This window comes from Parapedobacter defluvii, assembly GCF_014642075.1.
Classification (GTDB): domain Bacteria; phylum Bacteroidota; class Bacteroidia; order Sphingobacteriales; family Sphingobacteriaceae; genus Parapedobacter; species Parapedobacter defluvii.
The window spans coordinates 1-26,183 of sequence record NZ_BMIK01000003.1 but is presented as its reverse complement, the minus strand read 5'-3'; the positions used below and the strand labels follow the sequence as shown (position 1 = coordinate 26,183).

The window sequence follows — 26,183 nt, the reverse complement described above, 5'->3', positions numbered from 1 at the left end:
AAATGAACGGAATTTCGAATAACAAAAAAATCCTATATTTGCTGTTTACCTTGCCGGTTGGCATTTAAATTTAAACCTTCAATACCACTATGGCAGCATTAGATGTGCAAAACACGGCTTTCCTGCAAGCGGTTTCGTTTGTGAACCACACCAATCGCAGCCTGTTTCTGACGGGAAAAGCCGGAACGGGGAAAACGACTTTTCTAAAATACATCCAGCAGCACAGCTATAAAAAAATGGCCGTGGCTGCGCCCACCGGGGTGGCCGCCATGAATGCCGGGGGAACCACGTTGCACTCCCTGTTTTGGCTCCCATTTGGTATGTACATTGAAGATTATGAGCTGGCTTGGAATGATGACGACAGCCATATCTACAACCGCCGCCGTTTGTTTGGTAAGGTAAAGCTGACGAAGCAACGGCGGGCGCTGTTGCAGGAAATCGATTTGTTGGTCATTGATGAAGTTTCCATGCTCCGGGCAGACACCCTGGATGCGATTGACACCATCCTGAAAAATGTACGGCGCGATGCACGCCCGTTCGGCGGTCTGCAGGTCTTATTTATCGGCGATATGTACCAATTGCCACCCGTTGTCAAAGAACGCGAGTGGGAAGTCATGAGCCGCTACTACCCAAGTCCTTTTTTTTTCGATGCCAAAGTGCTTCGTGAACACCCGCCCGTTTTGTTGGAACTCAAGAAGATATACCGACAGAGTGAACAGACGTTTATCCGCATACTGAACGACATCCGCAACAATTGCTGTACCCCGGAGCAACTGGATGTGCTGAACAGCTATTACAACCCGGATTTTGTACCTGCGAAAGACGAACCGTACATCACCCTTACGACACACAATCACCGGGCGGACGCGATCAACAGGCGTGAGTTGGATGCACTGCCCGGACAGATGATGACGCTAGAGGCGAAAGTGTCGAAAGATTTTCCGGAAACGCTGTATCCAGCCGAGCTGGAGCTGGTGCTAAAGGTTGGTGCCCAGGTCATGTTTATCCGCAACGACAGTGGCGACGAACGGCGGTATTACAACGGTAAAATCGGTTATGTGAAACACATCGATTCCACCGGAGATGTGCTGATTGTTGAGTTTAAAGACGGAACGGATCCGGTGGAGGTAAAACGGGAGGAATGGGAAAACATTCGTTACCATTACGATAAGGTGCAGGACAGGATTGAGGAAGAAGTGCTGGGTACCTTTGCCCAATTCCCCCTGCGCTTGGCCTGGGCCATTACCATCCACAAAAGCCAAGGACTTACCTTTGACAAAGCCATCATCGATGCCGGCGCTTCTTTTGCAGCAGGGCAGGTGTACGTGGCGCTGAGCCGTTTGCGGAAATTGGACGGACTGGTGCTGTATTCGCGGATTCCGCCCCACAGCATCCGCACAGACCGGCAGGTAGCCGACTTCTCAAAGGCTACACCCGCTGAAGATGATATGCCCAAGATATTGGAAGCTTCGCAACGCAGCTACCTGGGCCATATTCTGCTCCAGAGCTTTAAATGGGATAGGCTGGTGGAGGCGAGCCAAACTGCACTGACCGATCTGAAAAGCCGGAACATTGCCGATCAAACTGCTGCCTATCAATTTCTGCAGGCAGTGTCAATCGCCTGTCGCGCCCAACGGGAAGTGGCGGATAAATTCCGGAACCAGTTAAATGGACTGTTGAATAAAGACGGGGAGAGTGATTATCCCCTGATTCATGAACGTACGGAAAAGGCAGTGGCTTGGTTTCTGCCCCGGATTGAAGAAGAATTGATCGCTGCGCTGGACGCTCACATTACTGCGTGGGCAATCAAAAAACGTACAAAAAAATATGTGGAGGAATTAAAGGGACTGTACGTTGACTTCAAGCGGAAAAAGGAACAGTTGACCCAATGTCTGATCATTGCAGAAGCACTCGCCAAAGGCGATGCCTTACCGGAGGTGATGAGCAAAGCCGAGCGGTTAAATGCCATTGAAATAAAACCCGAAGAGCTTCCGGGAAATACCAGTAAGCCGAAGGCCGTCAAAGGAGAAACCAAACGCATCAGTTTTGATTTGTTCCAATCGGGTAAAACCGTTGATGACATTGCTGCGGAACGTAGCCTGACCAGAAACACCATCCTTGGGCACCTCATCGATTTTGTAGGCCGGGGGGTGGAAGCCCATCAGTTAATGGATGCGGGTAAATTGGAAACTGTCCGCAAGGTGCTGCAGCAACATCCGGGAAAACCATCATCCGTCATCAAGGCGATGCTGGGCAATGACGTGGAATACATTGAAATACGGATTGCACAGGCGTCATTAGCCACTTAACGTGTACCCCTCACCATAAACTGTCTTTATTTGGATACCAGGATAACGCGCAACCAGCTGCCGGATTCTATATATGGCTCCGTCCAACAGGTTGTTCATGTCAGGATGGTCATCCCGCCAGATTTGTTTGAGCATGGTCGATCGGGAAACAATTTGATTTTTCCTTTCCAATAAAAACTCCAACAAAAGCGCATCTTTATCCCTCACCGTATGGGTGTCGGTGTTTATCTCTATGGACTGGGAATGTATGCGGATGCAGTACCTACCCAAATGATATTGCTTGAGATCTACGGGAAGTGAAAGGATATTTTGAATCAGAGACAGTAACGCCTGCGGCAATATCGGCTTTTGCATGTAGTTAATTGCCCCCAATTGATACCCTTTTATCTGGCTCTCGGGCCCCACCTCCGTGCCGGTCATGAGGATAATCGGTGTTCTGAGGTCGGTATTCCTGATTTCAGAGATCACTTCAAATCCGTTTTTCTGGGGTAAAATGATGTCCAGCACAATCAGGTCGGGAGAATGTTCTTTATATTGCAGCAACCCCTCCTCGCCGGTTGTAGCAAGCAAGACGTTCAGGCCACGGTCTTCAAAGAAGTCTTTTAGCGGTATGGCCAACCCCAGATCATCCTCTATGAGCAGAATATTATTGCGCATCGCTTTTCACTGGAATCAATACAATGAATTCAGACCCTTCACCAAATTTACTTTTTACCTTTATTTCTCCTCCGTGGGCTTCTATGATCGCTTTGACATACGTAAGCCCAAGGCCGAAACCTACCCGTTGCTGAACCGTTTTATCGGAACTCCGGTAAAATTTATCAAAGATACGGGGGATATCAGTATCTGGTATACCGAAGCCATTATCGGCTATGCTGATCTTTACGCTGCCAGCGGTGCCGGGTTCTGATACCGTGACCGCAATGGATACTGCCTGGTCCGAATACTTGATCGCATTTTCGATGAGATTTTCAATGATGTTGGAAAAATGGATGTGATCGGCCTGAATATATTTCAAAGCGGTTGGTAACGAGAGGGATATATCCACACGTTTCTCCTCAACATTCCGGTATTTTTTCACAATGCCCTCAAAAAAATCCTTTATTTCGATATTTTCTTTGTTCAGCACAACGCGATTTTTGTCGTTGTTGCTCAGCTTCTGTATTCTTTCGGTGTAGGCGGTCAGCTTATTTAGTTCCAACAGCACATTACCTGCATATTGCTGCACTTTTTCCGTTTGGTCTTTTTGCAGGTAATAAGGAATCAATGCCGCCTGCGCCACGGCACTGGAAATCGGGCGTTTAAATTCATGCGTCATGGCGTTGACCGAATCCTGTCGCATTTGTTCGATGCGTTCCCGCCAGAAAAACGTCCGGATGACCGTAAATAGCAGGAATATGCAGATGGCAATTAAGATAACGGATAGGATGAGCTGAAAAGTCATTTTTTTGACAATGGCAAATGCGGAAATGTGTACATATGCTCTGATGCCGATGGTATCGAAAATATCGATTACTTTCAATTCAGACGCTTCATAGTCGTCGTAAGCAGGATTGGGGTCTGACTGCTCAATTACGAGGTTATTTTTAACATCTATGTACTCGACGTATGTATCCACATTTAGAAACCCTCTTGTAGCGAGCTCTTCTTTGAAAAATTGGCTTAACATATCTATGTCGACCGGTTGAAGATGCTTTAGCATAAATTGGCTGAGCTTTGTATCTGCATAAGGATCGAAGCGATCAAATGTAACTTCAAAGGATGTATCTCGGGATTGTACGGTTTTGGTAACATATCTGGCTGTATCCAAATTGTGGCTTACAGGAGCCTGTACAATTGTGCCTCCTAATCGCTCGTATCTAACGTTGTACTCTTTTAATATAGCGGCTTCTATAGCGGTCTCTTTTGCTTGAGAAAGCTGGTAATGATATATGTTGTACATATTGTAAATCCAGATTCCCTGACCAATGACGACAGCGGACAATATAACTGCAATGCATATGCTGATCTGCTTAGATTCCAGTTTCATGTTTGTTTCAAAAATTTCAAGACAAGGTTTTATTGCGTATAAACATAAGAATTTTTCAGAATCTAATCCTAACATATTTTCGATTGCAGCAGTTCGTTTCTTAATTCTTTTAAGCTTGTGAAAGAATTGCATAAGGATTGAGTGGCGAAAAATAGCATCAGATGGAAAGGCATTGCCGTAGCTTAGCGTGAAATTTAAAACTCCAGTTTACTAAATCATGAAGAAATATTTAACATCAATTGCGATAGTTGCATCGACAAGTATTGGCCTAAATGTTAATCTGAAATTTGATGGGGGAAAAGCGGGTATGATGGGTGTCACATTGAACAATATCGAAGCTTTAGCTAGTGGGGAGGATTCCGATACGAAATGTTTTTTATTGGGTAGTGTTGATTGTCCCCATTCCGCTATAAAGGTTTTATATATACGGTAGAATTGATGAATATCGTCATACCTACACTCGGACTCTTCGTATTATCAATAGTTAACTCCTGCGGTAAATCTGAGAGTTTCAGTGATGTTAAATTTCCGGAAACCATCTCACTGATAGGTAAAGAAAGGACGATACCCGATGTTTACCTCAAGTATCCATTCCGGGTGCGGCTCCATGGCACCTCGCTGTACATTATGGACATACATCCCATTGACTACTATTGCCATGAGTTTGCATACCCCTCTATGGAGCATAAACGCAGTTTTGTAAAGCGGGGGGAAGCTCCCAATGAGTTTCTGGATGCGGAGAATATTCGCTTAGACAATCAGGGACGTTTTTGGGTCTTGGATGCCAACCGGAAAAAAATAGCTCGTTTTGGCGAGGCCGATGTGTCCGCTCCGGAGGAGGCCATACCGTTGGATGAAGGACTCATCCGGACATTGGATTTTGATCTGTTAAACGATTCGACGTTTGTTGTTCCGGATTATACCGGATTGCATCGATTGTTATTTGTGAACCGAGATGGCAGGGTTGTCCGCAGCTTATTCAACATTCCTGCAGCTTCCCATAACAACACTCGTGATGCTGATTTTCCACTTGCGCAGGCATGGCGATCGTTCTTACATTACAACGCCGATCATGGGATTTTAGCTATGGTCACGCAATTGGGGCAAGTGCTGGAAATTTATGATATCCGTAATGAGCGTACCCTCAACATCGTCAAACCAACGGGTATGGAACCGCAGTTCGTGACGCGGGGAGATTACGCGGTGCCTACAGGCATTATGGGATACAGCGATGTCCACATCGGCAAAAAGCACATCTACGCTATATTTTGGGGGCGTTCGTTTGATGATATTAAGCAACAAAAAGAGATCAGGGAAGGCGGTCGCTACATCCATGTGTTTGACTTGCAGGGTAACCCCGTAAGGCAATATGTGTTGGATAGGTATATCACTGGGTTCCACATCGACGAAGAAAACAAGAAAATTATCGGGTTAGATGTGAATGCGGATCAACCCCTTGTCGAATACACGTATTTACCTTAGCGTCGATTTTGTTGTTTTGGTTATCATTTCCTGGGCCATCACCACAGCTGGCTTTTCCGCCGGCGTCTCTAGTTCAAAGGTCGGTACTTCCATCATTTTCCCTACTAAGTTATCAGGAAGGCGGATGGTTAGACTAACTGAGAAGTAATTAAATCAAAGTATGGCCATGGTAAATGACAGTTTCAGTTGAAATAACTGATGTCTGTTTCATAATTATTCTTTGCCTTCGCATGAGGCTATTACAATAAACCTTCATTTTTCAACCGATCAATGACCGTGTCCACGTCCACGGTGTCATGCTCGTTTTTTAGGTATATTTCCGCAGTACAACGGATTCATTGGTAAATCTAATGTAGGTTATAACCCTTGCACCACCAGATTTTCCTTTTGATGTGCCGGAAATAGCAAGGCGAATTTTATAGACATTTTGACCTAGATCTGTGCCCAGGGCCGGGTCTTCGGCAAGGTCGTCAATTAGTTGGTTGATATCTTTAAGGATTTGCCGGTGTTTTTTTGCAATTCGCTTTAGCTCTCTTTTAAAAGTGGAAGAAAAAAATACCTCAAACCCCATTGTTCAATTCGGCTTCGATTTCGGCTAATGCCTCTTTTGCAGGTTGTAATTTCACTTTTCCCGCTTCCCAATCTTTTATCTCCTTAAATGTCTTCTTAAATCGTTTATAGAGAACTTCGCCTTCTTCGTTCAATTCCGCTTGTTTGTCTACTTTATATTTCAAACCAAACCGATTAAGGATTTCTTTCAATACCGGCAAGTCCTTTTCATTATCGACATTTACAGTTAACGTTGTCATAATCCTATTCCTATTCCGTTTTTATTTCCCCTTAATCTTCCTCACATTCCCCTCTATCACCAATGATTCGGAGTGTTGTATTAGCTTCTTACAAAAATAAGAAAAGTATCGGATATATAATGCGGTTTAGGCTGCGTCGTTAGTTGCGTTTGCTTGATAGCGATTGGATTTCCGATTTCAATGTTTCGTTTTCTTCTCTCAGCTTCTTGTTTTCTTTTAATACCCGACCATATATATTTTTAGAAGCTATCCGGAAAGTACGTCTTCATAATGTTTATGAGCGGATTGGAATCGTCAAATTTCTGACTGGTGTTAAGGGGGCTTGCCATGGCAAGAAACTCTTTTGCCGCCTGATATGCGTGCATTCCTTTCTGCCCTTGCAACAGTACATAAACGGTAATGGGCTGTTCGACCGACGAAACACCAAGATTACTCCCCAAAATCTCACAGTTGCCCGAGACGACTAAATGCATCGGAAAGCCTTCCAGCGGCGAGTCAATCTGCTGCGACATTCTTTCAAATTCAGCATCACTAATAAAGTAATTTTTTCCCTGCAGCTTCTTCTCGTTCACTACCCTAAGCCAATCTTCCCGAGTACTCCTCGCACAGATATTAATGAAAGAAACATCCTGGTTGTGCGCCATTCGATCCATCAGTACGTTTAAGTCATCGATTTCGTTTAAACACGGGCTGCACCATGTGCCCCACATATTTAAAAACGCGACCTCAGTGGTGAAAATACTGTCGGTGGGTGCCCTGTTACCCACCGTATCTTCCAACCACACTTGGGGGAATGTCTTTCCGGCATCTTTCTTGAAAGTCTTCAAAGCCATGTTCATCATGGTCGCTTTGCAGGAAACCAGAGACAACACCGAAAGTACAAGTATCAATCTGATCATTATTGAAAGTTTAAAGTAAAAGTTTTTTAATACGCTGGAGATAGTTGTCAGTACTAAATGGAATTTCCTTTTGTAAAATAAAAATCGACGTTACGAAATTATTTGGTAGCAGCACGTAAAAATACAGCCTGTTCAATTCATCACTATCAAAATATTAAAGTTACCTGATTAACCTACCATGACTAAATACCCTACATTTATGGCTCCAAGCCAATACTGCTGGTATTGTAGCTTATTGGGTTCAAAGAAATAAAACTTTAAAGAAACAACGGTTACGGTTGGTCTTGTCAAATCTTACTCAATTCTTATCCAAGAGCGGACTTCTTACAAGAGGTGTCTATGCGGTAAGCATTTAAAAAAAGGCATAACACATGTTGATCTCCTTTCTTGTTTCTCTTTCTTCCTCACATTCTCATCCGCTACCCAGGCCTTTGGAAATAATACAAAAACTATTGGAATTAAAGAAGGTGAGGTATTCGTTACTTTCTTTTGCTGGATAGCGATTTAATTTCAGCTTTTAGTACTTCGATTTCTTCCCTGAGAACCTTATTCTCTTTCAATACCCGGCCATATTCATCGCGCCAAAAATCACGGTCTTTTCGCATGCCCTCGAATGTATCAATGGGAAAGTAGGTCTCGGGAAATTCATTCAGCATTTCCGGGAAATCCTTTGCAAAATTGTATGGCATTTTATCTCCATAGGCCTTTAGAATACGAAAATCGAGATTTGGTTGCTTTATATGGAAATAGTAAGTCGTTCTGTCATAACCAGCTTTTTCAGCCAATTTCGTTTTGTTCAGATTCATCCTTCGAACCACAATGTCTAAAAATTCACCTCTATGCACAATCGTATCGTTAACAACTTTGTCTAAGGTAGTTAGAAGTGAATACAATAAAATTTAAAATATTCTACAAAAATTTTGAAATATTCAACATTTATGTATAAATTTGTTTAATTCTCGGAAACGAAAAAGTAGAGTTTTGTTGAGTGATGAAGAAAAGTAGAAGAAAAACGTATTAGGCTTACAACACATTTCTCGTTCCTCCCAGACAAATTAGCGACACGAGAAAGATGAGTGAAGCCCGCATATTTTGAATTTACGCTTGTATAAGTGTAAATTTGTGCGGGCACTCACTCACTATGTCCAAACATGTCTGGGAGGAGTAGTGAGCAGAGGCCCGCTTTTTTATTCCTCCTCTCGCTGCAATCAAAGAGTTTAACCAACTGATAAAAAGATATGCAGTACACCTACCCTTTACCGAAATATGGCAAGGCATCGCTTACGGCCTTTGAGCGGTTATTCCCACTGAAACCACGCAACCCCATCTAACGTCACTCCCTACCTTTCGGTTGGCTAAATGCCAAAACGGATTTGCAAACCCAAATCTTAACAAATCGCATAAAAATGAAGCAAAATTTACGCTTAGGGGGCCTGTATTGCCTCAAGCAAACAAAACTTATTAACCGTATACACCCACAATATGTACCGGATAAGCGGAATACTTATGCAGGAAACTCGCAAACGTGTCCCGCCTTTCTTCGTGCTTTTTTCTGCCTTTCTCCTGACATATCCCGTGAATCTATCGGGGTGTATGCGGCCCGTATGTGGGAAAACCACAGGTACAGCACGCATACGCCCCGCGCACAGCATGCGAGATGGGAGAACAAGGTCAGGAGAAAGTCGGGAGAAGGTCGAACATTTGTCGAAGCGCTCTCGAAGGATTGTCGAACAAGTCTCGAACAGCAGTCGAACACCTGTCGAAGAAATTTTGAAGAAACATGTGTTTGGACCCATGCGAAGGCTCCAGCCCGTAGTGGGCTGGGCCTCGCTTTGGGAATGGTCATGTTATTAATTCTGTTTTGTGGTAATCATCTGCGGGCGCAGGGCGATTCGCACGGCAAAGAGGCTCGCCGGGATTCGATTCTCAAAGCCCGTGTTGAGCAGTCCGCAGTCCGTCTTTCCATACCAGAAGGGGGTGTTGTAATCGGCGATAGCCTGCCGGAAGCATTCTGGAATTTGGAACTCCGGGTGGCAAACCATCCCTGGGGCAGTCCTACCATAAAAATGGAATCCTTTAAAAACCAGCTTTTGGTGCTGGATTTTTGGAACACGGCCTGTACAGCCTGTATCATATCACTTGATAAATGGGATACGTTGCAGAAGGTATTTCCGAGGGAAGTGGCCGTCATCGCGGTTCACCTGTATGGCGACAATCCGAGTGCGCTGCCGTTCGCACAGCGAAAGGGCTGGCAGTTTCCGATAGCGCTGGGTAACCGGGCAGATACCACCATCAATAGATTGTTTTATGCATACAAAAGTTTCGGGCAGGTCTGGATCAAGGACGGAAAGCTCATTGCTATCCCTAAAAGCAAAGATGTGGACCGGGCGCTGGTCGCGAAAGCAATCACCAACAGGCCCCTGGGTATCGAGATGAATGACCTGCTTACCTATTTCGATAAACGATATCAAGAAGCCGAAACCGTCGAAGAAAATTAATGCTAAACCTTTTCCAAAATATGAAAAGCCTAAGAATCATCTTTTGTATCATACTATTCTCAGTATGCTGGCTGCCCCTTTCGGCACAGACGGTGCTCGAAGGGGAGATCCGAGCTCAGTCGGGAGAAATGCTCCAAGGGGCCGGGGTCCGGCTGGAGAAAGCAGCGAGAACGACCGTGTCGGATGCCAATGGATATTTCCGCATCGCCCTGCCATCGGCCAACGATACCCTGATCATCACACATATGTCCTTCCGGGAAACGCGCATCCCCGTCACCCCGGGTATGCCACAGCCGCTTCTGATAATCCTGGAACGCGTTGAAAACACCCTGGAGGAAGTGGAAGTCAATACCGGATTCTACCGGGTGCCCAGGGAACGTGTTACGGGCAGTTTCACCCATGTGGATAACAGCGTGTTGAACCGTTCCGTGGGCGGCAACATTCTGCAACGCTTGGAAGGCATTGCCTCCGGCGTGCAGTTTACGCAGGCAAACGGCACGTCTCCCTCAGATATCCGTGTGCGCGGGTTGGCCACCATCGAGTCCAGCGAAGAACCGCTTATCGTGGTGGATAACTTCCCTTATGAAGGCGATATCAATGCCATCAACCCGAACGACATCGAGAGCGTGACCGTGCTTAAGGACGCTGCCGCATCCAGTATTTGGGGAGCACGCGCTGGTAACGGGGTCATTGTCATCACGACCAAACAAGGACATTACAACCGGCGGTCCCATATCTCATTCAACAGCAACGTGACGGTGGGGGATAAACCGGATCTTTTCTACTCCCAGCGCAGGCTTCCCAGCGATGTGGTGATGCAGATTGAAGAGGAAAAGTACAAGCAAGGGGGGCATTATCTTCCGACTGAAAACCAATCACCTTTTCCTGAATACGTCGAACTCCTGATTAAGCGTGATGAAGGAGAACTATCCGAGGAAGAGTTCTATTCAATGGAAACCGTCCTGCGCAATACCGATGTGAGGGAAGAAGCCCTGAGATATCTCTATCAGCAGTCGCTTTACCAACAGTACGCATTGAATGTGAGCGGTGGCGGCGAAAATTACAGTTATTACCTATCAAGCGGATACGATAAAAACCGGTCTGAAGTGATCGGAAATGGCAACAGCAGGCTAAACCTAAGCCTGCAAAACACCTTCAAGCCAATAGAAGAACTGGAACTAAGCGTCGGGGGGTGGTATACCCAATCAACCGGTACCAATAATGGGCTTACACTAAGTAACCTGCGCGGAGGAGGGGCAGTCTACCTGTCGCCCTATATCCGATTGGCAGATGAAAACGGGGCACCGCTTCCCATCATACATGAATACCGATTGCCATATGCCGAATCAGAGTCAGCAAGTGGGTTGTTGGATTGGCAGTACCGGCCATTGGATGAAATACGGCTTGCCGACCATAGTTCCCTTGCCAACCAGCTGAGGCTGAACGGCCGATTGCGCTTCAATACGAAGATCGGTTTTTCCGTTGAGGCCAGCTACCAATATGTGCAGGACAATGGCCGTAGTACAAGTTACTACGATCCGGAGAGTTACTATGTAAGAAATTTGGTTAACCGGTTTACACAACCGAACGGTTCGACAGTCATCCCGCACGGGGGAATATTGGTGGGCGGCTCTGAAGTTCCGACCACTTCGCATTCCGGAAGAGGGCAGTTGAATTACCGGCGTGAATTCGGTGGCGTACATGAACTGGTTGCATTATTGGGAGGCGAAGCCAGGCAACGTGTTCAGGAGCAGTATCCTGGTTATACGATTTATAACTACGATAGCGAGCTCCTGACGGGGTCGGCAAACTATAACTATACGCAGAATTATGAAATCAGACCCATCGGACGGGCGCGGGTGAGTCCCCCTTCGGTTGCACGGAATCGGTACACCGATCGCTATCTGTCATATTTCGCGAACATGAGTTATGGTTATGGCCAACGTTATATCCTATCCGCATCGGCTCGCTGGGATGGCAGTAACCTGTTCGGCGTTAAGACAAACCAAAAAGGGACGCCATTGTGGTCGGCAGGTTTCAGCTGGGAGACCAGTAAAGAAGGGTTTTATCGGTTTGAGCTAATTCCCTATTTACGTTGGCGGGTAACCTATGGCAGCGCCGGCAACATCAACAAACGGGTGAGCACATATCCTACGATTTTCCACGCCGGGCCCGATTGGATTACAGGTCTGCAGAATGCATGGATCAGTAGCGCGGGCAATCCGTCACTCCGCTGGGAGCAGGTGAATACGCTGAATATCGGACTGGATTTTTCGACCAAGAATAAACGGTTCAGCGGAAGCGCTGATTACTACATCAAATATGCCAGTGACCTGATCGGTGCCGATTACCTGGCTCCAAGCACAGGGATTATCACCGGGGGACTGGCCAGCAACACGAACCTGATCAACTATGCGAACCTCCAGACCCACGGATTGGATTTCCAGTTGACGTCCGTTAACGTCCAGGGTGCGTTTTCATGGCAGACTACGGTTTTAGCCAACTATGTGCGTAATGAAATCACGCACTACAATACCAATGAGACGCTGGAACTCGGGAGCTACTTTAATCCTTCCACCACACCGCCGGTCATCGGCCGGAGCAGGGATGTCGTCTACGCACAGCCATGGCATGGACTTGACCATAATTCCGGATTGCCCGTAATATACGTGGGTGATGAGCAAAGCACGGACTACAGGGCTTATTGGGATGCATTTACGCCGGATCAATTGCTGGTAGCCGGGGTAAGTGTTCCTCCTTATCACGGATCCATTCGGAATGATTTCAGTTGGCGGGGCATTTCATTAAGCGCACTGATCAGCTGGAAAGCGGGGTATGTTTTCCGGAGGGGGTCGATGTTTCCGGGCAGGGAATATGAAACCCACGGGGCGGTGGATTATCATATGGATTATTTCAAACGCTGGCAGCAACCGGGGGACGAAAAACATACCAACGTGCCTACTGGGGCCGGCGCAAATACATTGGCCGGATCATATGCCTATCGGTATACACAGGCGCTTATATCAAGCGGGGATCTCATCCGGTTGCAGGATGTCAGTCTCTCTTACACGCTGGACGCACGGCGTTTAGGCATTCCTTTTCAGCGTATCAGGTTTTATGCTTATGCCCGTAACCTGGGTGTTTTATGGAAAGCCAACCGGGACGGCATAGACCCCGATTTTGCGGATGCGGAGTTTCCGGCGCCGCGTACGGTCGCATTGGGGCTTCAACTGACTATTTAGCTATTTCTAACGCTGATTACATATGAAGAAATCGATAAACTGGAGCATAGTGGCTTTATTGCCGCTTGTCTGCCTGCTTTCATGCGGGAAGACTTTTCTAAATATAAAACAGGACGCCAAACAGGTTGTTCCGGCCACAATAGCCGATTATCAGGCGATATTGGATTATCAATTGGTAATGAACGAGGCATCTTCCGTGGGCCTGGCATTGATAGGCTCCGATGAGTATTACCTGCTTGACGGCAGGCTGTCTACGCTTTCACAACCTTTCCAGCGTAATGGCTACGTTTGGGCGAAAGAAGTTTACGAAGGCGCGGAGGTACAGGATTGGAACCAAGCCTATCAGCGGATATTATATGCAAACATGGCACTTGGCGTGCGGGATATCACACCCGAACCCTCTGAACGGCAAGCATGGGACAACGTTATCGGCAGTGCTTTATTTTTCCGGGCATTGAATTTTTATCATTTGGTGCAGCTTTTCTGCAAGCCTTATGATCCTGTTTCCGCTAACGCCGATCTGGGAATTCCTTTGCGGTTGGACTACGATGTCTCCACACCGAGTACTAGGGGATCGCTTGAGGCAACTTATCGTCAAATCGTTAGCGATTTGGAGACCGCAATAAACTTATTGCCCCATACGGCGGCAAACAAGCATCGACCATCGAAAGCGGCCGCTTGCGTGCTCTTGGGAAGGGTTTTTCTGCAAAGGGGTAGTTATGAAAATGTGGAACACTATGTTAGCATCGGGTTGGAATCAGGGGGTGAGTTGGTCGATTTCAACGAAGTGGATACCGCAGCCAGGTATCCCTTTCCGGCGGATTATGGTCAGAATAATCCGGAGGTACTGTTTTATTCTCGCCCCACTTCGCTGACGTTACTTGCGACCGGAAGATTTAATGCGGATTCCGTCCTTTTAAAGTCATATTCGCCGGAGGATCTGCGTCGCAGCGCATATTTTTATGACAACGACGATGGTCGTGTACTGTTTAAGGGCTCTTACCTGGGCAGCGCAGGTTATTTTTCGGGACTTACAAGCAGTGAATTGTGGCTCATGCGGGCGGAATGCCGCGCGAGATCGGGAGATGTGCCCGCGGCGATGGAAGATCTCAACGAACTTCTTGCCCATCGTTACGACCGGAATCAATTTGTACCATTAACCGCTTCTAACGCTGAGGAAGCGTTGGATATCATATTGCTTGAGCGGAGGAAGGAACTGTTTATGCGGGGAACACGGTGGGAGGACCTTCGTCGCCTGAATAAAGAACCCCGGTTGGCCAGGACGGTGGTCCGTGTCATTGATGGTCAGCGTTATGAATTGCCACCCAATGACCCTAGGTGGGTATGGCCCATACCGGACAATGAAGTGGATTTAAGTGGGCTTATCCAGAATGCTCGATGAAAATTAGCCCCGCAACTTTAGAAAAAGTGCGGGGCTAATCGATGGTACCAGCCCGATAAAACAATCATACAGAACTTAATCCTCGTCTTCTGGTTTATACAACTTGGAACCTATCGAGATGTCTGCATTGTCATCGTCGATCATATCCCTCACGGCTTGGATCGTGACGCGAAATGTCAGGCTCTCATCCTCTCCGAGTGTGAGTTGAACCGCGCAAACGGTGTCTGCGGTAGGTTGGTCACAAGGAGTGGTAGGTGTTCCACCTGGATATAACCCCTGGATTTGCTGAAAAGCCTCGCTATTGGGCTGTGACGGATCAGTTACCGTAACGGCATACCAATCAGGCCCTTGGTAACGTTCTGCAGCTTTGAAACCTACAGCTACGAAAAACGCCATCAGCAACACGGCTACGCCGGTGAAATCAACCTTATTTTTAAATAACTTTATCATAACTGAAAAGTATTAAAAACGTTTACGTGTGCATGATTTACACAGGTCCGTGCACTTGACCTGCCGGCGTGCTGCCCCTCTTGCCCACAGCTGCCGGGATACTCCGTTTGACGATCGCAGGGGAGGCTGGCTCCCTGCTCGGCTGGCTCATCCACTGAAAACCCTACCCTCCTTCCTGCGGACACCGGGGTTCGCGATATCCCCGTGCCGGCCTTTACGGGCCAATACCATCGCGATGCATCCTAGGATGACAAAAAAGCTGTTGAATACGAGATGTGCCGCATGCCCCATGCCGCTGAGGATGCCTCCGCAGGCACAGGGTATGGAGCCGAAAGCCCTGCCCAGTACGAGGGCAAGGTATAAGGTAAACACCGTGATCAGCGCCAGTGAGGCACGCAGGCCCCACAGCCGCAGTTTGGGAACGAGGAGCAGTACCACAATGCCCAGTTCCAGTAACGGAATAGCCCAGAAGAAGACGTCTGCCACCGTCTCTGGGAAAGGCTGTTTGTGCATCTCCGCCCGACTCTGTGTCCAACTAATGAGTTTGACGGTGCCTGCATAGCCCCAGAGGGCGGTGAAGGCGTAAGCGATGGATCGTATGTTTTTTTCTGTTTTCATCTTCTGACTCTTTTATTTTTTTCTATAATTTGTTGTCCTGTCATTGCAAGTATAGCCCGCAAAAGCGGGCATTCCTTTCCAATGCGTTGGCAAAAAAGTTGGAAAAATGAGGTGCTGGAAATTAGAAGAGATGCGGGTGGTTGGCCTTGAGCCAATCGAGGCATTCCTCGGCAAAGGCAGCCAGGGCGGCAATATCTTTGCTGGAATGGGGGTAGTCGGATCGACGGAGCACTTCCGGGTTGAGGGGCATGTTTTGTTCCGTGCGGAAATGCCCGGCTAGGAAATAGGCTACCTTGCGGCGACTGGTTTTCTCGCCGAAGTGCTTTTTTTCCATTAATATATCCAGCAATACCGACCAGGCCCCCTGGTCAAATGTGAATTGCAGGTAGTCGGTAGTTGGTTTGGCAATTGTGCGCTGTTCGTTTTCGACCTGCTCGATGACATTTTCCAACAGCGTGTTGGCATGCTGGTAAACGGTTTCGGGACGGCCGGGGTCGTAAGCCCATTTAACGCCATGCAGCAGCGTTTTCCGGAAGATGGATGCTTCCCGGAGCGCGGTGAGGCGCACTTCATAGCTTTCGGGTGATAATACCAACTGTTGAAATTGCTGACGCAGATGGTCAAAGTAGTCCATGCGGTTGAAATTGAAATAGCACAGCAACCGGTGGAGGATGGATTCGTCGCTTTCGTCTGTATTGTCGGTAAGCCATGAACAGATACTGTTGCACAATTTCCGGTGATAGGCTTCTTGGGCGAAGGTCATACCCGTGCGCAGGGGGAACTCCGAGAGGTAGCGGGTGAGTACATCCAGTAGGCCGGGGGAGACATCCTTTCCGGCCAGTGCACGGAGGGCCGCATCGGATCTGCGCTGGATGTTGTTTTTCCGGGAAAGGAATAGGCTCGTGGGTATGGGGATCGCTTTCGGGAATTGGCCTCCGCATTCAAATTCGGCGTAGTCGATCAGTTCGTGCATGCCGGAAAGTACCAAAGCGAGCAATTGCTGTTGCTGGGGATGGCCTGCCTGTTGATTCTGCATCGTGTGGTAGGTGCGGTTGGCCAAATTGACAACGGCCAGGAGACAAGCAACGAGCTGTTCATCGGCCCTGCCTTCGTGTACGGGCGATGCCGCGAGATGAGCAATGGTGTGCATCAACGCCTGTTTGCCGTTGGCTATCCACTCGTTGAGGCGATGGAGATGATGCGGGGCCAATGGATGGAATGGTGTTGTTGCCAGTCCGTAAACGAACTGCCGGAGTTCCTTGATATGGCTTTCGGTGATTTCCATGCTCCAAGTGGCTAAGTGCAAAGGTCATTAATGTCGCAATGGTTCGTCCTGTGCTGCTTTAAACCATGGCCAGCCGAAGTAGCCGTTATAAATCCGTACGTCGACCGTGTCGCCATCCACACTGTTTTCGAACACTTCCGGGCGGAAGTCAATGAGGTGTTCGGCTTTTTTGCCTTCATAGATCACCTCCACACGCAATAATGGTGCTTCGTGGGGGGCGCATTTCTGCGTCACCACCGCGGGATATACCCGGCTTGTTTGTTGCGGATCGAGATGTACGTTGAAAAACGCCAGTATCGGCCCCGCATAGAAGAAGGCAATAAAACAGCCCACAGGAAGGGAGAGGAGCAGGCGCCAATGCCAGTGACGCTCGCCGGTGGTGGATACTTTGATCCAGACGATTGTCAGTACAGCAGGGAGGGTAATCAGCATGGAAAGCCAAAAAGCGGAAAAGAAATATAGCAGCGAACCGCCGTACAGTACCTGGGCTTTCATGCCTGCCATCATCATCAATACACAGCAGCAAAGTAGCATTCTTGGATAATACCGGCTTTCGGGTGTATAGGGTACAACAGCTGCTAATGCCGGGAGTAAGAGGCTCCAGCTTATGGTTATCCACAGCGAATCTTGCAGGAAAAATATCCAAAACGATCCGAGACATCCGGCTAACAGCAAATGAAACCCAATGCTGTCTTTACCGCGGAGACCAATCAGCTTATCTGCTCCCCGGTAGGCTTCTCCTACTATCGGCGGATACGATATGGAGGGCCGCCAACCGCTTACCACACTGACGAGCCACAACGAAGTTAAAAGTAACGCGCATACGATGCTGAGAAAGATAACAGAAGCGATGGCCTGTCCGATTTTGATGGACACGACATTGTCTGTATACCTCGTTGCAAATTCAGCGTACCAGAAGCGGGCCAATAGCACCGCAGTCCAGACAAATAGCCCTGAACCAATCAATAACAGTGCGGAAAAGGTGGCCGTGGGACGATGTACATTCTTCATACCGATCTCTTTTTTTATTCAGATAAACTTACAACAAAACGGATGGTAATCCGGCGATGACAGATGTTGATTCAGCAAATTCGATGAATTTGCACCGAAGGTGGAATTTCCGGCAGGGAAGGGGGAAATATGCACACTGAGCTTGATGTTCACCATTTTTTTTACAGGGAATCCGATGGTTAACCTTAGATACGGCAGATGGATGGGTTGCATTTACGGGAAGGCAGTGGTAAGTTTGTACTAAGGTAACCATTATGAGACCACGTTTTACCCGTACCAAACGTATCAACAGGCAACTGGCCATCCGGTACCAAGATGAGCCGTGGCGCTTTGTTACGGCTTTGATAGCGGCTGTTGCAACCGGTTTAGCTGCTTATCCCAGGGGAGCTGGAGAGGAGACTCAGACAACAAATTTTCTCGCGTTGGTGGCCATTTACTTTTTTATTGCCTATGTAGGTTTGGCTTGGATAAAAGTCTTTACGATATGGTTGGACCGTCGGTTTCCCTGGCCGGGTTTTCCGAACAGCCGATTGGTGTTCCAATTGTTCTGTTGTTGGTTGGTACCTGTTTTACTTGTGTATGGGTTGGCCCGGTCGGTGCTGGCTTTGCCGCAGCTTGCGCCTTTGGTCGGTGCCAACCCGGATTTCAGGGAAACGGCTGCCGTGCTTGTGCTGTCGTTCGGGCTGTCTTTCAACATCGCATACATGTGTGCGTATTTTATTGCGTTGTGCCGTCGTTTGCAGCGGAAAGCGCAGCAGGGGCTGCGCTTAATTAAGCTGTCAAGACAGCGCTCTGCCGACCATCCCGTGCATCCGGATAGAAAAGCAACTCTTGACAAAAAGACGGACTTATTATCCGATAGTCCATTGGATGGCAAATATCAGCATGTCACACCGTTTAAAACCGAATTGCTGGACTACCGTGATATCTCGGAGTTTGTGTTGAAGGCACACATGGTATTCATCTGTAGGGAAGGCAAGGATAAGGAAACGGCAAAACAACGGTCCCTAAAGGAAGTGGAGATTGTTACTGCCGGATATTTCCGTAAGGTCGGCCGTAACCGGGCTATTCCACAACATCGGCTTAAGCGCTGTGTATCACACGGGGCACAGTTGGAATTGACCCTATTTCCCGATGATGAGACTGTAACAGTATCGGAAGACTATGCGACCCAAATAAAAGGATGGGTGCTTAGTCGGGTTGGTATTGAGCGTGGGTAGATGAGGTGACAGGGTTCTTCTGAGAACTAATAAAGTTCTTTCATGCATTCCCCAAATGGTACCCATGAATTGTTGATGTAGTTGTCTTCATTGATGAAAATTTGCCTTTCTCCATTATAAAGAAAAGCCTGTTCTTCTCTTCCTCTGTCTAGATTTCTAAGCCAGTACAATGTATTGGCAGGTATATTTTTAAAAGTTAGTGAATTAGTTGACGCAAGCGTTATTCCCGCGGAAATCCAGTGCTTGTCAAAATAAAGTAGCTCATAGGTATCTCCAGGTACTATTCCATTATTTGAATTTCTTGGCGTTATTTCAATAGCATCTATTAACATAGGTAGCATCAGATCTATTTCGAGTACTTTTAAAGTAGTAAAAGTGTCGGGATTGTCGTTTTGAAGCTCATCATAGCGATTGTCATTTGTCAAAGGCTTGTATTTTATACTTTTAGATTCGAAATCCTGTGAAGATTTTGCAAATATTTTTAAACCCGTTAGATTTAGTTCGTTTTCACCTTCGGGAATTAGTCGAATGTAACGGTATGCTTTTTTTAACTTCATTGGTATTGATTTAGTACTCATAGCAGACAAATCCTGGCGCGTTAGGATATGTAAAGTGTCAAAATCCGAAAAATCTATAGTAGTTGAAGCCAGCACTTTGGTTCCAATCATTTTCTCCATCATCTCAATGAGATGTCCCTTCTCATGAAATTTCCTTTTTACATGAATATCTATCCGCTTGGTTGAATCCGGAACGATATATACAATCTGGCCATCCTCCTGAACATAAAAAGGGTGGGTGTTAGGAGTAATCTGACCATCTACTTGTAAACCAGATGCGTAGATGGTAGAAACCGGAACTTTTTCGAAGAAAAGAGCACTGTTTTTATTAACATACTTTCCCCACCCTATGGGTTTCCATCCATCGGGACTAAAAATTGACAAGTATCCCAGCTCTCTGCGGTTTCCGGTTTGATTTACAGGAATGGTCAAATTAGTAACTTTATGATATAATTCTGTGACATCCAGTATGCGAGGGTTAGAGAATGCTGAAGGAATTTCTTCTCCATCCTTATTTAAGGTAGCAGGATTTGACTGTTTCGTATAGGTTAGCCTAAATACCTTTGAGGTTTCAGAAAAATATATAGAGTCGTGTAATGGTTGCCACATAGGCGTAAAGGGATGGTAATTGCCGGTTTTGTCTCTTACAGAAACCCAAAAATGCCCACGGTTTCTATTTTTCCACGAAGGGGTAAAGTCCAATGCTGCCGGAACACCGCATGCATTCAGTACCCTGCACATCCATTCCGAATGCCTATCGCATCCCAGCGTATTAAAGTGCATTAAATCGTAGAATGCAAAGTTACCTATATGAGGCCCAGTCTTTTCTATGCAACTCATCTTCGTCGAGTAGGTATTTAGCTTGTTAACAATCGATTCTAAATCTATGGAAGAATCTGCTTGGATGATATCCCAATACAACTCACGGTATTTTGACGACGTTAAATCAAGCGCTTCATTACGATATCGATAGGGCAAAATCAGTTCTTTAAATTCGTCAAAATCGAGCCCGTTAGCAAGCTTAGAAGTGTTCCATACATAAAATGAATTCTCGATATGATCTATCAGCCATTTTGATTCTATAGTTAAAGGGTCTAAATGATTACCATACTGTATACCTGAATTATAAACGCTACCTGTCGATAGTGAAGTAGCAATAGAATCCGAATAAATCAGGTGCACAGAATCGATTTTAGTGTCTGTATCTCCCCAATAAGGGTTGAAGTAATTGGACCTGACAGCTGAATCCATCGCGACATACGCTTTGCGGACTATCGGAGGAACGTCATTCAACAGATAGGAAGAATACCTCTCCTTCATTCCGGAAATGAGAAAGCAAGCGGCTTGATATTTAAGACTATCGGATGGATCCTTAGAGTAGTGATTCAATACCTGACTTAATTGATTACGATTTCTTCCTGCTGATTTCAATACCTCCATCACCTCCGCTGGATGCGTATGATTTGAGTGGCATCCGCTCATAGAAAGGCAGACGGCACTCGTGAAGCACATCAGTTTTCCAAATATATCACCAACTATCATGTCAAAAATTTAATACCTAATTAAACTTAGTTTGCCCAAAAACCCAGCGTCTGCAGTTCCAATGTTAATGCAACCTGTATTGTTGCTATTTTGGTTTAAAGAAATAAAACTATGAATAAACAACGATTGAAGTTGGTCATGTCAATTCTTACTCAATTCTTATCAGGCAGTGGGCTGCAACTAATAGTGCTATATTTGTTTTGTGTTGATAGCTTCGCGTTTACTATGCAGATACTAATAAATAAACCAGAACAAATAAGCATCCTTATACATGCCATACTCCTTACGGGAAGTGTCTATGTGGGAAGCAGGGCGCTTATAGTTGGTTTTACCGTAAGCTTGGTACTGTTGTTTCTATATTCGAGGTTTCGCGCCAAATTGGGTCTCCAAAAAGTCTTTTATGGAATCTCAATATTTATCCCTTGTTTGTTATTAGCACTTATATTTCTTTTTAAAACCGATTCTTCAGCGGGAAGGATGTTAGTCTATAAGATTTCGTCCGTTATATTTTCTGATAATTACGCTTTTGGCGTAGGGGAAGGACGCTTTAAGTCTACTTTCCTACAATATCAGGCTGACTACTTCGAGAAGGGTAAATTTACGGAAAAAGAACTGCTACTTGCGGATAATACTTATTTTGCTTTTAATGACTACTGGCAGTTCATGGTTGAAAAGGGATTGGTCGGAATTGCAGTTTTTCTTTCGATTTCAGCTGTGGTTATCAGGTTAGTTATTTTTCTGTTTAAAAAATACGGAAGAAATATGCCTGATTACTGGTATTTTCCTTTACAACCTTGGTCGCGTTAGCCGTAGCTGCACTTTTTACCCATATCATAGAAAGGTCGATCATTCAATTGCTTGTACTCATATTCATACTTGTAATACTGTATTATAGTCTCGATGGTCTAAATAAGTCTCAGAATTCAACATATTTAATTTTAGCCGTGCTGGGAATAGGCTCATTTGTTGCTGCTAATTATCATCAATTTTTCTGGATGAGTAAAGTTGAGGAGCAATGGAAAGAGGCCCAAAGACTATGCCATGCCGGTTTTATGAATGAAGGTTTGGAGATGCTGAATGATCTTTCGGAGTCAATGGGTAATCATGTTCCTTATCTTACCTTTTATGCATATCAATTGATTAAAAATGAAGACTATAAGGAGGCAGTTGATGTTTTATGTAAAGCAATCTATCAACAACCGTCCAACCGACTTTATGAGCTTTTAGGTCAAAGTTATCTAGCATTACAAGATACAGAAAATGCTGAGCATGCTTTCAAGCGTGCAGTATTTATGGTTCCTAATCGGTTTGGAACCCGGAAAAGCCTCTTTCTTTATTATGCCCAAACAGAACGGTGGCATGATGCGCTTGAGGAAGGACAAGGTATTTTGAGGTTACCTATCAAAATACCTTCCCCAGAAGTAGATAAAATCCGTACCTCGGTGACTACTGAGTTGGAAAAAATTGAACAGCGGTTATGAATCTTCTAAATTATGTAGTAATCGGGGTGAAACTGTATGTAGAAAACACTAATTATTAAACCAAAATTATGTATCAGATGAAAATCACACAAACACGATTATTGCTACTGACGGTGCTTATAGCGGTTGGGTGTCAGAAAAATGATATAGGCTTCGAGTCAACGGAAGATGATTCCAGAGAACTCAGCCTTGAAGTAGCCGAATCACATTATCGCAAACTTACTAGATCGGTAGCTAAACGTTCCAATCCGGTGCTCGACTCCACTTTAACGGAATTGCTATGGTCTAGGGCGTACCAGTCGGAACAGCGGGGGAAAAGGTATGTGGAGGTACCGGCCTCGACGAAAAGGAAGCAGATAGCGTTGTATCGTTTTCCGGCTGATAGTGTAAAGTATGAGCCAGACGAGTCGGTGGGTGAATGGAGTATGCAGCGGCTACTCTTTTTTAAGAATGCTTCTGGAAAGATGGAAGAACGGCTATTGACCTATATCCCGGATAAAGCATACCTTATGGAGCGGAAAGCAGAGATGGGACTGAACACAATCAGGAAAATGCAGGACCGCTTCAGCGGATATCTGGAATATCGCAGTATTGATATGGAGGTGATCCGTGTGCTGCGTATAGAGGATGGAGTGGTTGTAAGGAGCTATGTCCCGTCAGCAAGCGCAGAAATTGTTCAACCGGAAGATGAAGATACAATGTCTCCGGCCAGTGTTGACTGTTATAACATTTGTACACCGATTTGGCAATATGTTTGTGAGTCATATCTGGATGACGAAAACATTATTACGCTTGAATGCTCAACCCAACAGACGGGACAAACGTGCCAAACATACTGCTCAGGTGAACCAGGTACAGATCCGGATCCAGATCCCTGGCCTCCCGGAGGAGGTGGTTCTGCAAGTGCAACCAATCACATTGCCGTTGCGCCAGTAAGTTCAATTAATCTTCAATCGAGAATAGAATGTTTCAATTCCGTTCCATCAAATAGTTCTACACAATATAAAATAACAATACACGTACATTCCGCTGTTCAAGGATCTCCTGCAGTGGAGTATTCGTTTAGCGATGACGACCCTGGGCACGCTTATATCACGCTTGAGAAATCTAACGGGTCAAATATACAGCGTTTGAGTTTTGGTTTTTACCCAAAAGTGGACACCTGGGTTTCAATAAATAAACTTCCTATAGCAAGTGGAATAGGAGAAGAATATTCTAATCTTCTCAGAAGGAGCGATATTAGACTTACCCGTACAATAACTGCCACCAAATTTAATAATGCCATAAGCCAGGCGTTAACATCAAGCGGTAAATTATACGACTTAAATGATTATAATTGTACGGATTACGCTCTTGAGGTCTTTAATTCAACACAAACAGGCAGCCAAGAACTAGATGTTCCCAATAGCAACATTGGTTATACTACACCTGCAGGTTTGTACGGTTACTTAGATCAAAAAAGAATCGGAGGCGACTCAGGTGTGTCCAATGTTTCTTCAAGACCACCTATCAGTACAAATTGTAACTAAATAGCTATGAAATGGAAACCCATATTGATCGTGCTAAGTGTAATAATTGTGATTACCAACTTACCGATGATTAATAAAGATTTTATTGTTCTATTTGATGGTAGGGACCATTTTAGATATTCTAATGCAGATGCATCGTATACCAGAATTCAAGGGTTTGGCTTTAAGGACGGTTTTTTTTCTCCTAAGCTAATAGAACGGTTTATTGAAGAGGAAAAGCCTTCTAAAGAAAACTCAACGTTGTATCGTTTATATCGGATTAATCCATTATGTTTTTGGCGGTGGTCTTACTATTTATTTACAAGTGTTGATTTTGAATATAAATCATGGAAAGAAATTGAACCCAATCGGGTTCCCTACGATCCGGAAAATAGATGGCAAGACTTTTAAATGCCGTATAAAACGGATTTACGATAACAGTAATTGATATGAAAGTGAGAAAATATTTGTTAAGATTTGTCCTAATCTATTTTATTATTGGTCTTTTGAGCAACTTACCCATACTAAATGCATACATCCTATATAAGATAGATAACGACCATTTTAAATATTCTAATGCGGATGCATCTTTTACTGTTCACGAAACGTTTGGATTTAAAAATCCTCGCCTTAGTCAACAGTCTATCAAATTCTTTATAGAAGAAATGAAGCCAACGCCTGAAAATCAAAAAGTTTATCGCTTATATCGGATTAATCCATTATGTTTTTGGCGATGGTCTTACTATTTATTTCAAAGTGTTGATTTTGAGTATAAATCATGGAAAGAGATCGAACCCAATCGGGTTCCCTACGATCCGGAAAATAGATGGCAACACTTTTGAATGCCGTATAAACGGATTTACGATGTTATTGCAAAAACCTCGATTAGCATATAGGGACTATTCAGGCTTTCTTCGCTGTAAAAAGAGCGATGAAGCGCTGGCACAGAATGAAAATGACCAAGGCGTCAGCAAGATTGTGATAACCCAAACTGGAAGCAGCTACGCTTGTATCGATGGCGTGGGCTATAAAGTCGTTTCCTACAACAGAGCCTGCGAGGGTGAAGGCGATTTCGAATGTACCCCAGGTAATTACTCCGTTTACACGCCTTCAAGCCAAGGCTGCGGCGGCGCTTAATGCCAACAATCATTAAACTTGGGGTGCATCAAAGTAATGATGCCCCCTTGTTCATTTAAACTGTTTAGTCCGCTTAAATTATTCTACTCCCTTCAAAAATACCATGATAAAACCATTTATACCCTTTTGCGCTTTATTATTCCTACTTTTGTCCTGTACCTCCAATCAACCGGATAGGGAACGTAAGCAGATCATATTAACTGCACCGGATAAGCCGTCTATAGCGGGTTACTTTAAGGATCATTTTGAAATTGCCGATGTCATACAGATCGAGACAGGTGATGATTTGCTTATAGCAGATATAAAAAAGGTAATTAGACATAAAGATAGAATCATATTGCTTTCTGGTGGCAACAGTACTGTTTTTGTTATCGATGCCAAAACCGGGAAAATCCAATCAAGCATTAACCGAGTAGGAAGGGGCCCTGGAGAGTCGCGATCGGTCATTGATATCGCATTTGATGAATTATCTGAACAAATACTGATTTACAACGACTATTCTAGACTACTGTTTTTTGACCTCAATGGAACATTCCTCTCCGAAAAGAAAATTGACGATGAACTATACGAAGACCTGAATCGATATGGAAATAAAGTCATTTTTCATAGTAAATCTGAGGGATGTGATACTCCCCAAATACTGGACAACTGCATAAATGTTTAAATTAGCAGTTGAGAATGAAGAAATCAAGAAGAAAGTTTAG

24 protein-coding genes are annotated in these 26,183 nt (G+C 45.3%); 13 read left to right on the top strand and 11 right to left on the bottom strand.

Features of this window, described 5'->3' with window-relative positions; genetic code table 11:
• Nucleotides 1-89 precede the first annotated feature (89 nt).
• On the top strand, nt 90-2,309 hold the full coding sequence (locus tag IEX60_RS06515; RefSeq protein ID WP_188748735.1) for a helix-turn-helix domain-containing protein: 2,220 nt from the start codon (nt 90-92) through the stop codon (nt 2,307-2,309).
• Here IEX60_RS06515 and IEX60_RS06510 read toward each other — a convergent pair.
• Both IEX60_RS06510 and IEX60_RS06505 read right to left on the bottom strand, forming a co-directional pair.
• Nucleotides 2,298-2,966 (bottom strand): response regulator transcription factor, encoded by a 669-nt coding sequence (locus tag IEX60_RS06510; RefSeq protein WP_188748733.1) that lies wholly within the window; start codon nt 2,964-2,966, stop codon nt 2,298-2,300. The two genes, IEX60_RS06515 and IEX60_RS06510, sit on opposite strands and share 12 nt — an antisense overlap.
• On the bottom strand, nt 2,956-4,338 hold the full coding sequence (locus tag IEX60_RS06505) for a sensor histidine kinase (RefSeq protein ID WP_188748732.1): 1,383 nt from the start codon (nt 4,336-4,338) through the stop codon (nt 2,956-2,958). The genes IEX60_RS06510 and IEX60_RS06505 overlap by 11 nt, the downstream gene beginning before the upstream one ends.
• A 438-nt stretch (nt 4,339-4,776) precedes the next feature.
• Between IEX60_RS06505 and IEX60_RS06495 the strand changes: the two genes are divergently transcribed.
• Complete coding sequence (locus IEX60_RS06495; protein ID WP_188748728.1) at nt 4,777-5,820, top strand: BF3164 family lipoprotein; 1,044 nt, start codon at nt 4,777-4,779, stop codon at nt 5,818-5,820.
• Nucleotides 5,821-6,127: 307 nt separating this feature from the next.
• On the opposite strand, the gene IEX60_RS06490 is transcribed toward IEX60_RS06495, so the two are convergent.
• From IEX60_RS06490 to IEX60_RS06475, 4 genes are all read right to left on the bottom strand, one after another.
• A complete protein-coding gene (locus tag IEX60_RS06490) occupies nt 6,128-6,391 on the bottom strand; it encodes a type II toxin-antitoxin system RelE/ParE family toxin (RefSeq protein ID WP_188748725.1) in 264 nt (87 codons plus the stop codon).
• Nucleotides 6,381-6,629: a hypothetical protein gene (locus IEX60_RS06485; RefSeq protein WP_090607682.1), complete on the bottom strand. Its 249-nt coding sequence runs from the start codon at nt 6,627-6,629 to the stop codon at nt 6,381-6,383. The genes IEX60_RS06490 and IEX60_RS06485 overlap by 11 nt, the downstream gene beginning before the upstream one ends.
• Before the next feature lie 239 nt (nt 6,630-6,868).
• Nucleotides 6,869-7,528 carry a TlpA family protein disulfide reductase gene (locus IEX60_RS06480; RefSeq protein WP_188748723.1) on the bottom strand — a complete coding sequence of 220 codons (660 nt, stop codon included), beginning with the start codon at nt 7,526-7,528 and terminating at the stop codon, nt 6,869-6,871.
• A gap of 479 nt (nt 7,529-8,007) precedes the next feature.
• Nucleotides 8,008-8,334, bottom strand: a complete 327-nt coding sequence (locus IEX60_RS06475; RefSeq protein ID WP_188748721.1) for a hypothetical protein — start codon at nt 8,332-8,334, stop codon at nt 8,008-8,010.
• Nucleotides 8,335-8,934: 600 nt separating this feature from the next.
• On the opposite strand from IEX60_RS06475, the gene IEX60_RS06470 reads away from it, so the two are divergent.
• The 3 genes from IEX60_RS06470 to IEX60_RS06460 are packed head-to-tail and all read left to right on the top strand — an operon-like array spanning nt 8,935 to nt 14,670.
• Nucleotides 8,935-10,026 carry a TlpA family protein disulfide reductase gene (locus IEX60_RS06470; RefSeq protein WP_188748719.1) on the top strand — a complete coding sequence of 364 codons (1,092 nt, stop codon included), beginning with the start codon at nt 8,935-8,937 and terminating at the stop codon, nt 10,024-10,026.
• Nucleotides 10,027-10,046: 20 nt separating this feature from the next.
• On the top strand, nt 10,047-13,268 hold the full coding sequence (locus tag IEX60_RS06465) for a SusC/RagA family TonB-linked outer membrane protein (RefSeq protein WP_188748717.1): 3,222 nt from the start codon (nt 10,047-10,049) through the stop codon (nt 13,266-13,268).
• Nucleotides 13,269-13,290: 22 nt separating this feature from the next.
• Nucleotides 13,291-14,670, top strand: a complete 1,380-nt coding sequence (locus IEX60_RS06460) for a RagB/SusD family nutrient uptake outer membrane protein (protein WP_188748715.1) — start codon at nt 13,291-13,293, stop codon at nt 14,668-14,670.
• A 75-nt stretch (nt 14,671-14,745) separates the two neighbouring features.
• Here the strand turns inward: IEX60_RS06460 and IEX60_RS06455 are convergent, their stop codons facing one another.
• From IEX60_RS06455 to IEX60_RS06440, 4 genes are all read right to left on the bottom strand, one after another.
• Nucleotides 14,746-15,120: a hypothetical protein gene (locus IEX60_RS06455; RefSeq protein WP_188748713.1), complete on the bottom strand. Its 375-nt coding sequence runs from the start codon at nt 15,118-15,120 to the stop codon at nt 14,746-14,748.
• A gap of 147 nt (nt 15,121-15,267) precedes the next feature.
• A complete protein-coding gene (locus IEX60_RS06450; protein WP_188748711.1) occupies nt 15,268-15,738 on the bottom strand; it encodes a MauE/DoxX family redox-associated membrane protein in 471 nt (156 codons plus the stop codon).
• A 121-nt stretch (nt 15,739-15,859) separates the two neighbouring features.
• A complete protein-coding gene (locus tag IEX60_RS06445; RefSeq protein WP_188748708.1) occupies nt 15,860-17,023 on the bottom strand; it encodes a hypothetical protein in 1,164 nt (387 codons plus the stop codon).
• A gap of 27 nt (nt 17,024-17,050) precedes the next feature.
• Nucleotides 17,051-18,034 (bottom strand): hypothetical protein, encoded by a 984-nt coding sequence (locus IEX60_RS06440; RefSeq protein WP_188748706.1) that lies wholly within the window; start codon nt 18,032-18,034, stop codon nt 17,051-17,053.
• A 254-nt stretch (nt 18,035-18,288) separates the two neighbouring features.
• Between IEX60_RS06440 and IEX60_RS06435 the strand changes: the two genes are divergently transcribed.
• Entirely contained in the window at nt 18,289-19,254 is a 966-nt protein-coding gene (locus IEX60_RS06435; RefSeq protein ID WP_188748703.1) for a hypothetical protein, read from the top strand.
• Between the two features lie 26 nt (nt 19,255-19,280).
• On the opposite strand, the gene IEX60_RS06430 is transcribed toward IEX60_RS06435, so the two are convergent.
• On the bottom strand, nt 19,281-21,353 hold the full coding sequence (locus IEX60_RS06430) for a hypothetical protein (protein ID WP_188748701.1): 2,073 nt from the start codon (nt 21,351-21,353) through the stop codon (nt 19,281-19,283).
• Between the two features lie 111 nt (nt 21,354-21,464).
• Between IEX60_RS06430 and IEX60_RS06425 the strand changes: the two genes are divergently transcribed.
• The 7 genes from IEX60_RS06425 (at nt 21,465) to IEX60_RS06395 (ending at nt 26,143) form a co-directional block, all read left to right on the top strand.
• Nucleotides 21,465-22,160, top strand: coding sequence for an O-antigen ligase family protein (locus IEX60_RS06425; protein ID WP_188748700.1), 696 nt, complete (start codon nt 21,465-21,467; stop codon nt 22,158-22,160).
• Between the two features lie 137 nt (nt 22,161-22,297).
• Nucleotides 22,298-22,834: a tetratricopeptide repeat protein gene (locus IEX60_RS06420; RefSeq protein ID WP_188748698.1), complete on the top strand. Its 537-nt coding sequence runs from the start codon at nt 22,298-22,300 to the stop codon at nt 22,832-22,834.
• Nucleotides 22,835-22,902: 68 nt separating this feature from the next.
• Nucleotides 22,903-24,363, top strand: a complete 1,461-nt coding sequence (locus IEX60_RS06415; protein ID WP_229717453.1) for a hypothetical protein — start codon at nt 22,903-22,905, stop codon at nt 24,361-24,363.
• 66 nt (nt 24,364-24,429) lie between these two features.
• The gene (locus tag IEX60_RS06410) at nt 24,430-24,753 is read left to right on the top strand and encodes a hypothetical protein (protein ID WP_188748694.1); all 324 of its coding nucleotides are present in this window, start codon (nt 24,430-24,432) and stop codon (nt 24,751-24,753) included.
• Between the two features lie 38 nt (nt 24,754-24,791).
• Nucleotides 24,792-25,184, top strand: a complete 393-nt coding sequence (locus IEX60_RS06405) for a hypothetical protein (RefSeq protein ID WP_188748692.1) — start codon at nt 24,792-24,794, stop codon at nt 25,182-25,184.
• Nucleotides 25,185-25,206: 22 nt separating this feature from the next.
• Nucleotides 25,207-25,479: a hypothetical protein gene (locus IEX60_RS06400; RefSeq protein WP_188748689.1), complete on the top strand. Its 273-nt coding sequence runs from the start codon at nt 25,207-25,209 to the stop codon at nt 25,477-25,479.
• Between the two features lie 103 nt (nt 25,480-25,582).
• Entirely contained in the window at nt 25,583-26,143 is a 561-nt protein-coding gene (locus IEX60_RS06395) for a DUF4934 domain-containing protein (RefSeq protein ID WP_188748688.1), read from the top strand.
• Nucleotides 26,144-26,183: the final 40 nt, after the last annotated feature.

Excerpts from the sequence above, each read along its gene's own strand:
- IEX60_RS06515 (WP_188748735.1), top strand. The coding sequence starts at position 90 with ATGGCAGCATTAGATGTGCAAAACACGGCTTTCCTGCAAGCGGTTTCG.
- IEX60_RS06510 (WP_188748733.1), bottom strand. The coding sequence starts at position 2,966 with ATGCGCAATAATATTCTGCTCATAGAGGATGATCTGGGGTTGGCCATA.
- IEX60_RS06505 (WP_188748732.1), bottom strand. The coding sequence starts at position 4,338 with ATGAAACTGGAATCTAAGCAGATCAGCATATGCATTGCAGTTATATTG.
- IEX60_RS06495 (WP_188748728.1), top strand. The coding sequence starts at position 4,777 with ATGAATATCGTCATACCTACACTCGGACTCTTCGTATTATCAATAGTT.
- IEX60_RS06490 (WP_188748725.1), bottom strand. The coding sequence starts at position 6,391 with ATGGGGTTTGAGGTATTTTTTTCTTCCACTTTTAAAAGAGAGCTAAAG.
- IEX60_RS06485 (WP_090607682.1), bottom strand. The coding sequence starts at position 6,629 with ATGACAACGTTAACTGTAAATGTCGATAATGAAAAGGACTTGCCGGTA.
- IEX60_RS06480 (WP_188748723.1), bottom strand. The coding sequence starts at position 7,528 with ATGATCAGATTGATACTTGTACTTTCGGTGTTGTCTCTGGTTTCCTGC.
- IEX60_RS06475 (WP_188748721.1), bottom strand. The coding sequence starts at position 8,334 with ATGAATCTGAACAAAACGAAATTGGCTGAAAAAGCTGGTTATGACAGA.
- IEX60_RS06470 (WP_188748719.1), top strand. The coding sequence starts at position 8,935 with ATGAAGCAAAATTTACGCTTAGGGGGCCTGTATTGCCTCAAGCAAACA.
- IEX60_RS06465 (WP_188748717.1), top strand. The coding sequence starts at position 10,047 with ATGAAAAGCCTAAGAATCATCTTTTGTATCATACTATTCTCAGTATGC.
- IEX60_RS06460 (WP_188748715.1), top strand. The coding sequence starts at position 13,291 with ATGAAGAAATCGATAAACTGGAGCATAGTGGCTTTATTGCCGCTTGTC.
- IEX60_RS06455 (WP_188748713.1), bottom strand. The coding sequence starts at position 15,120 with ATGATAAAGTTATTTAAAAATAAGGTTGATTTCACCGGCGTAGCCGTG.
- IEX60_RS06450 (WP_188748711.1), bottom strand. The coding sequence starts at position 15,738 with ATGAAAACAGAAAAAAACATACGATCCATCGCTTACGCCTTCACCGCC.
- IEX60_RS06445 (WP_188748708.1), bottom strand. The coding sequence starts at position 17,023 with ATGGAAATCACCGAAAGCCATATCAAGGAACTCCGGCAGTTCGTTTAC.
- IEX60_RS06440 (WP_188748706.1), bottom strand. The coding sequence starts at position 18,034 with ATGAAGAATGTACATCGTCCCACGGCCACCTTTTCCGCACTGTTATTG.
- IEX60_RS06435 (WP_188748703.1), top strand. The coding sequence starts at position 18,289 with ATGAGACCACGTTTTACCCGTACCAAACGTATCAACAGGCAACTGGCC.
- IEX60_RS06430 (WP_188748701.1), bottom strand. The coding sequence starts at position 21,353 with ATGATAGTTGGTGATATATTTGGAAAACTGATGTGCTTCACGAGTGCC.
- IEX60_RS06425 (WP_188748700.1), top strand. The coding sequence starts at position 21,465 with ATGAATAAACAACGATTGAAGTTGGTCATGTCAATTCTTACTCAATTC.
- IEX60_RS06415 (WP_229717453.1), top strand. The coding sequence starts at position 22,903 with ATGTATCAGATGAAAATCACACAAACACGATTATTGCTACTGACGGTG.
- IEX60_RS06410 (WP_188748694.1), top strand. The coding sequence starts at position 24,430 with ATGATTAATAAAGATTTTATTGTTCTATTTGATGGTAGGGACCATTTT.
- IEX60_RS06405 (WP_188748692.1), top strand. The coding sequence starts at position 24,792 with ATGAAAGTGAGAAAATATTTGTTAAGATTTGTCCTAATCTATTTTATT.
- IEX60_RS06400 (WP_188748689.1), top strand. The coding sequence starts at position 25,207 with ATGTTATTGCAAAAACCTCGATTAGCATATAGGGACTATTCAGGCTTT.
- IEX60_RS06395 (WP_188748688.1), top strand. The coding sequence starts at position 25,583 with ATGATAAAACCATTTATACCCTTTTGCGCTTTATTATTCCTACTTTTG.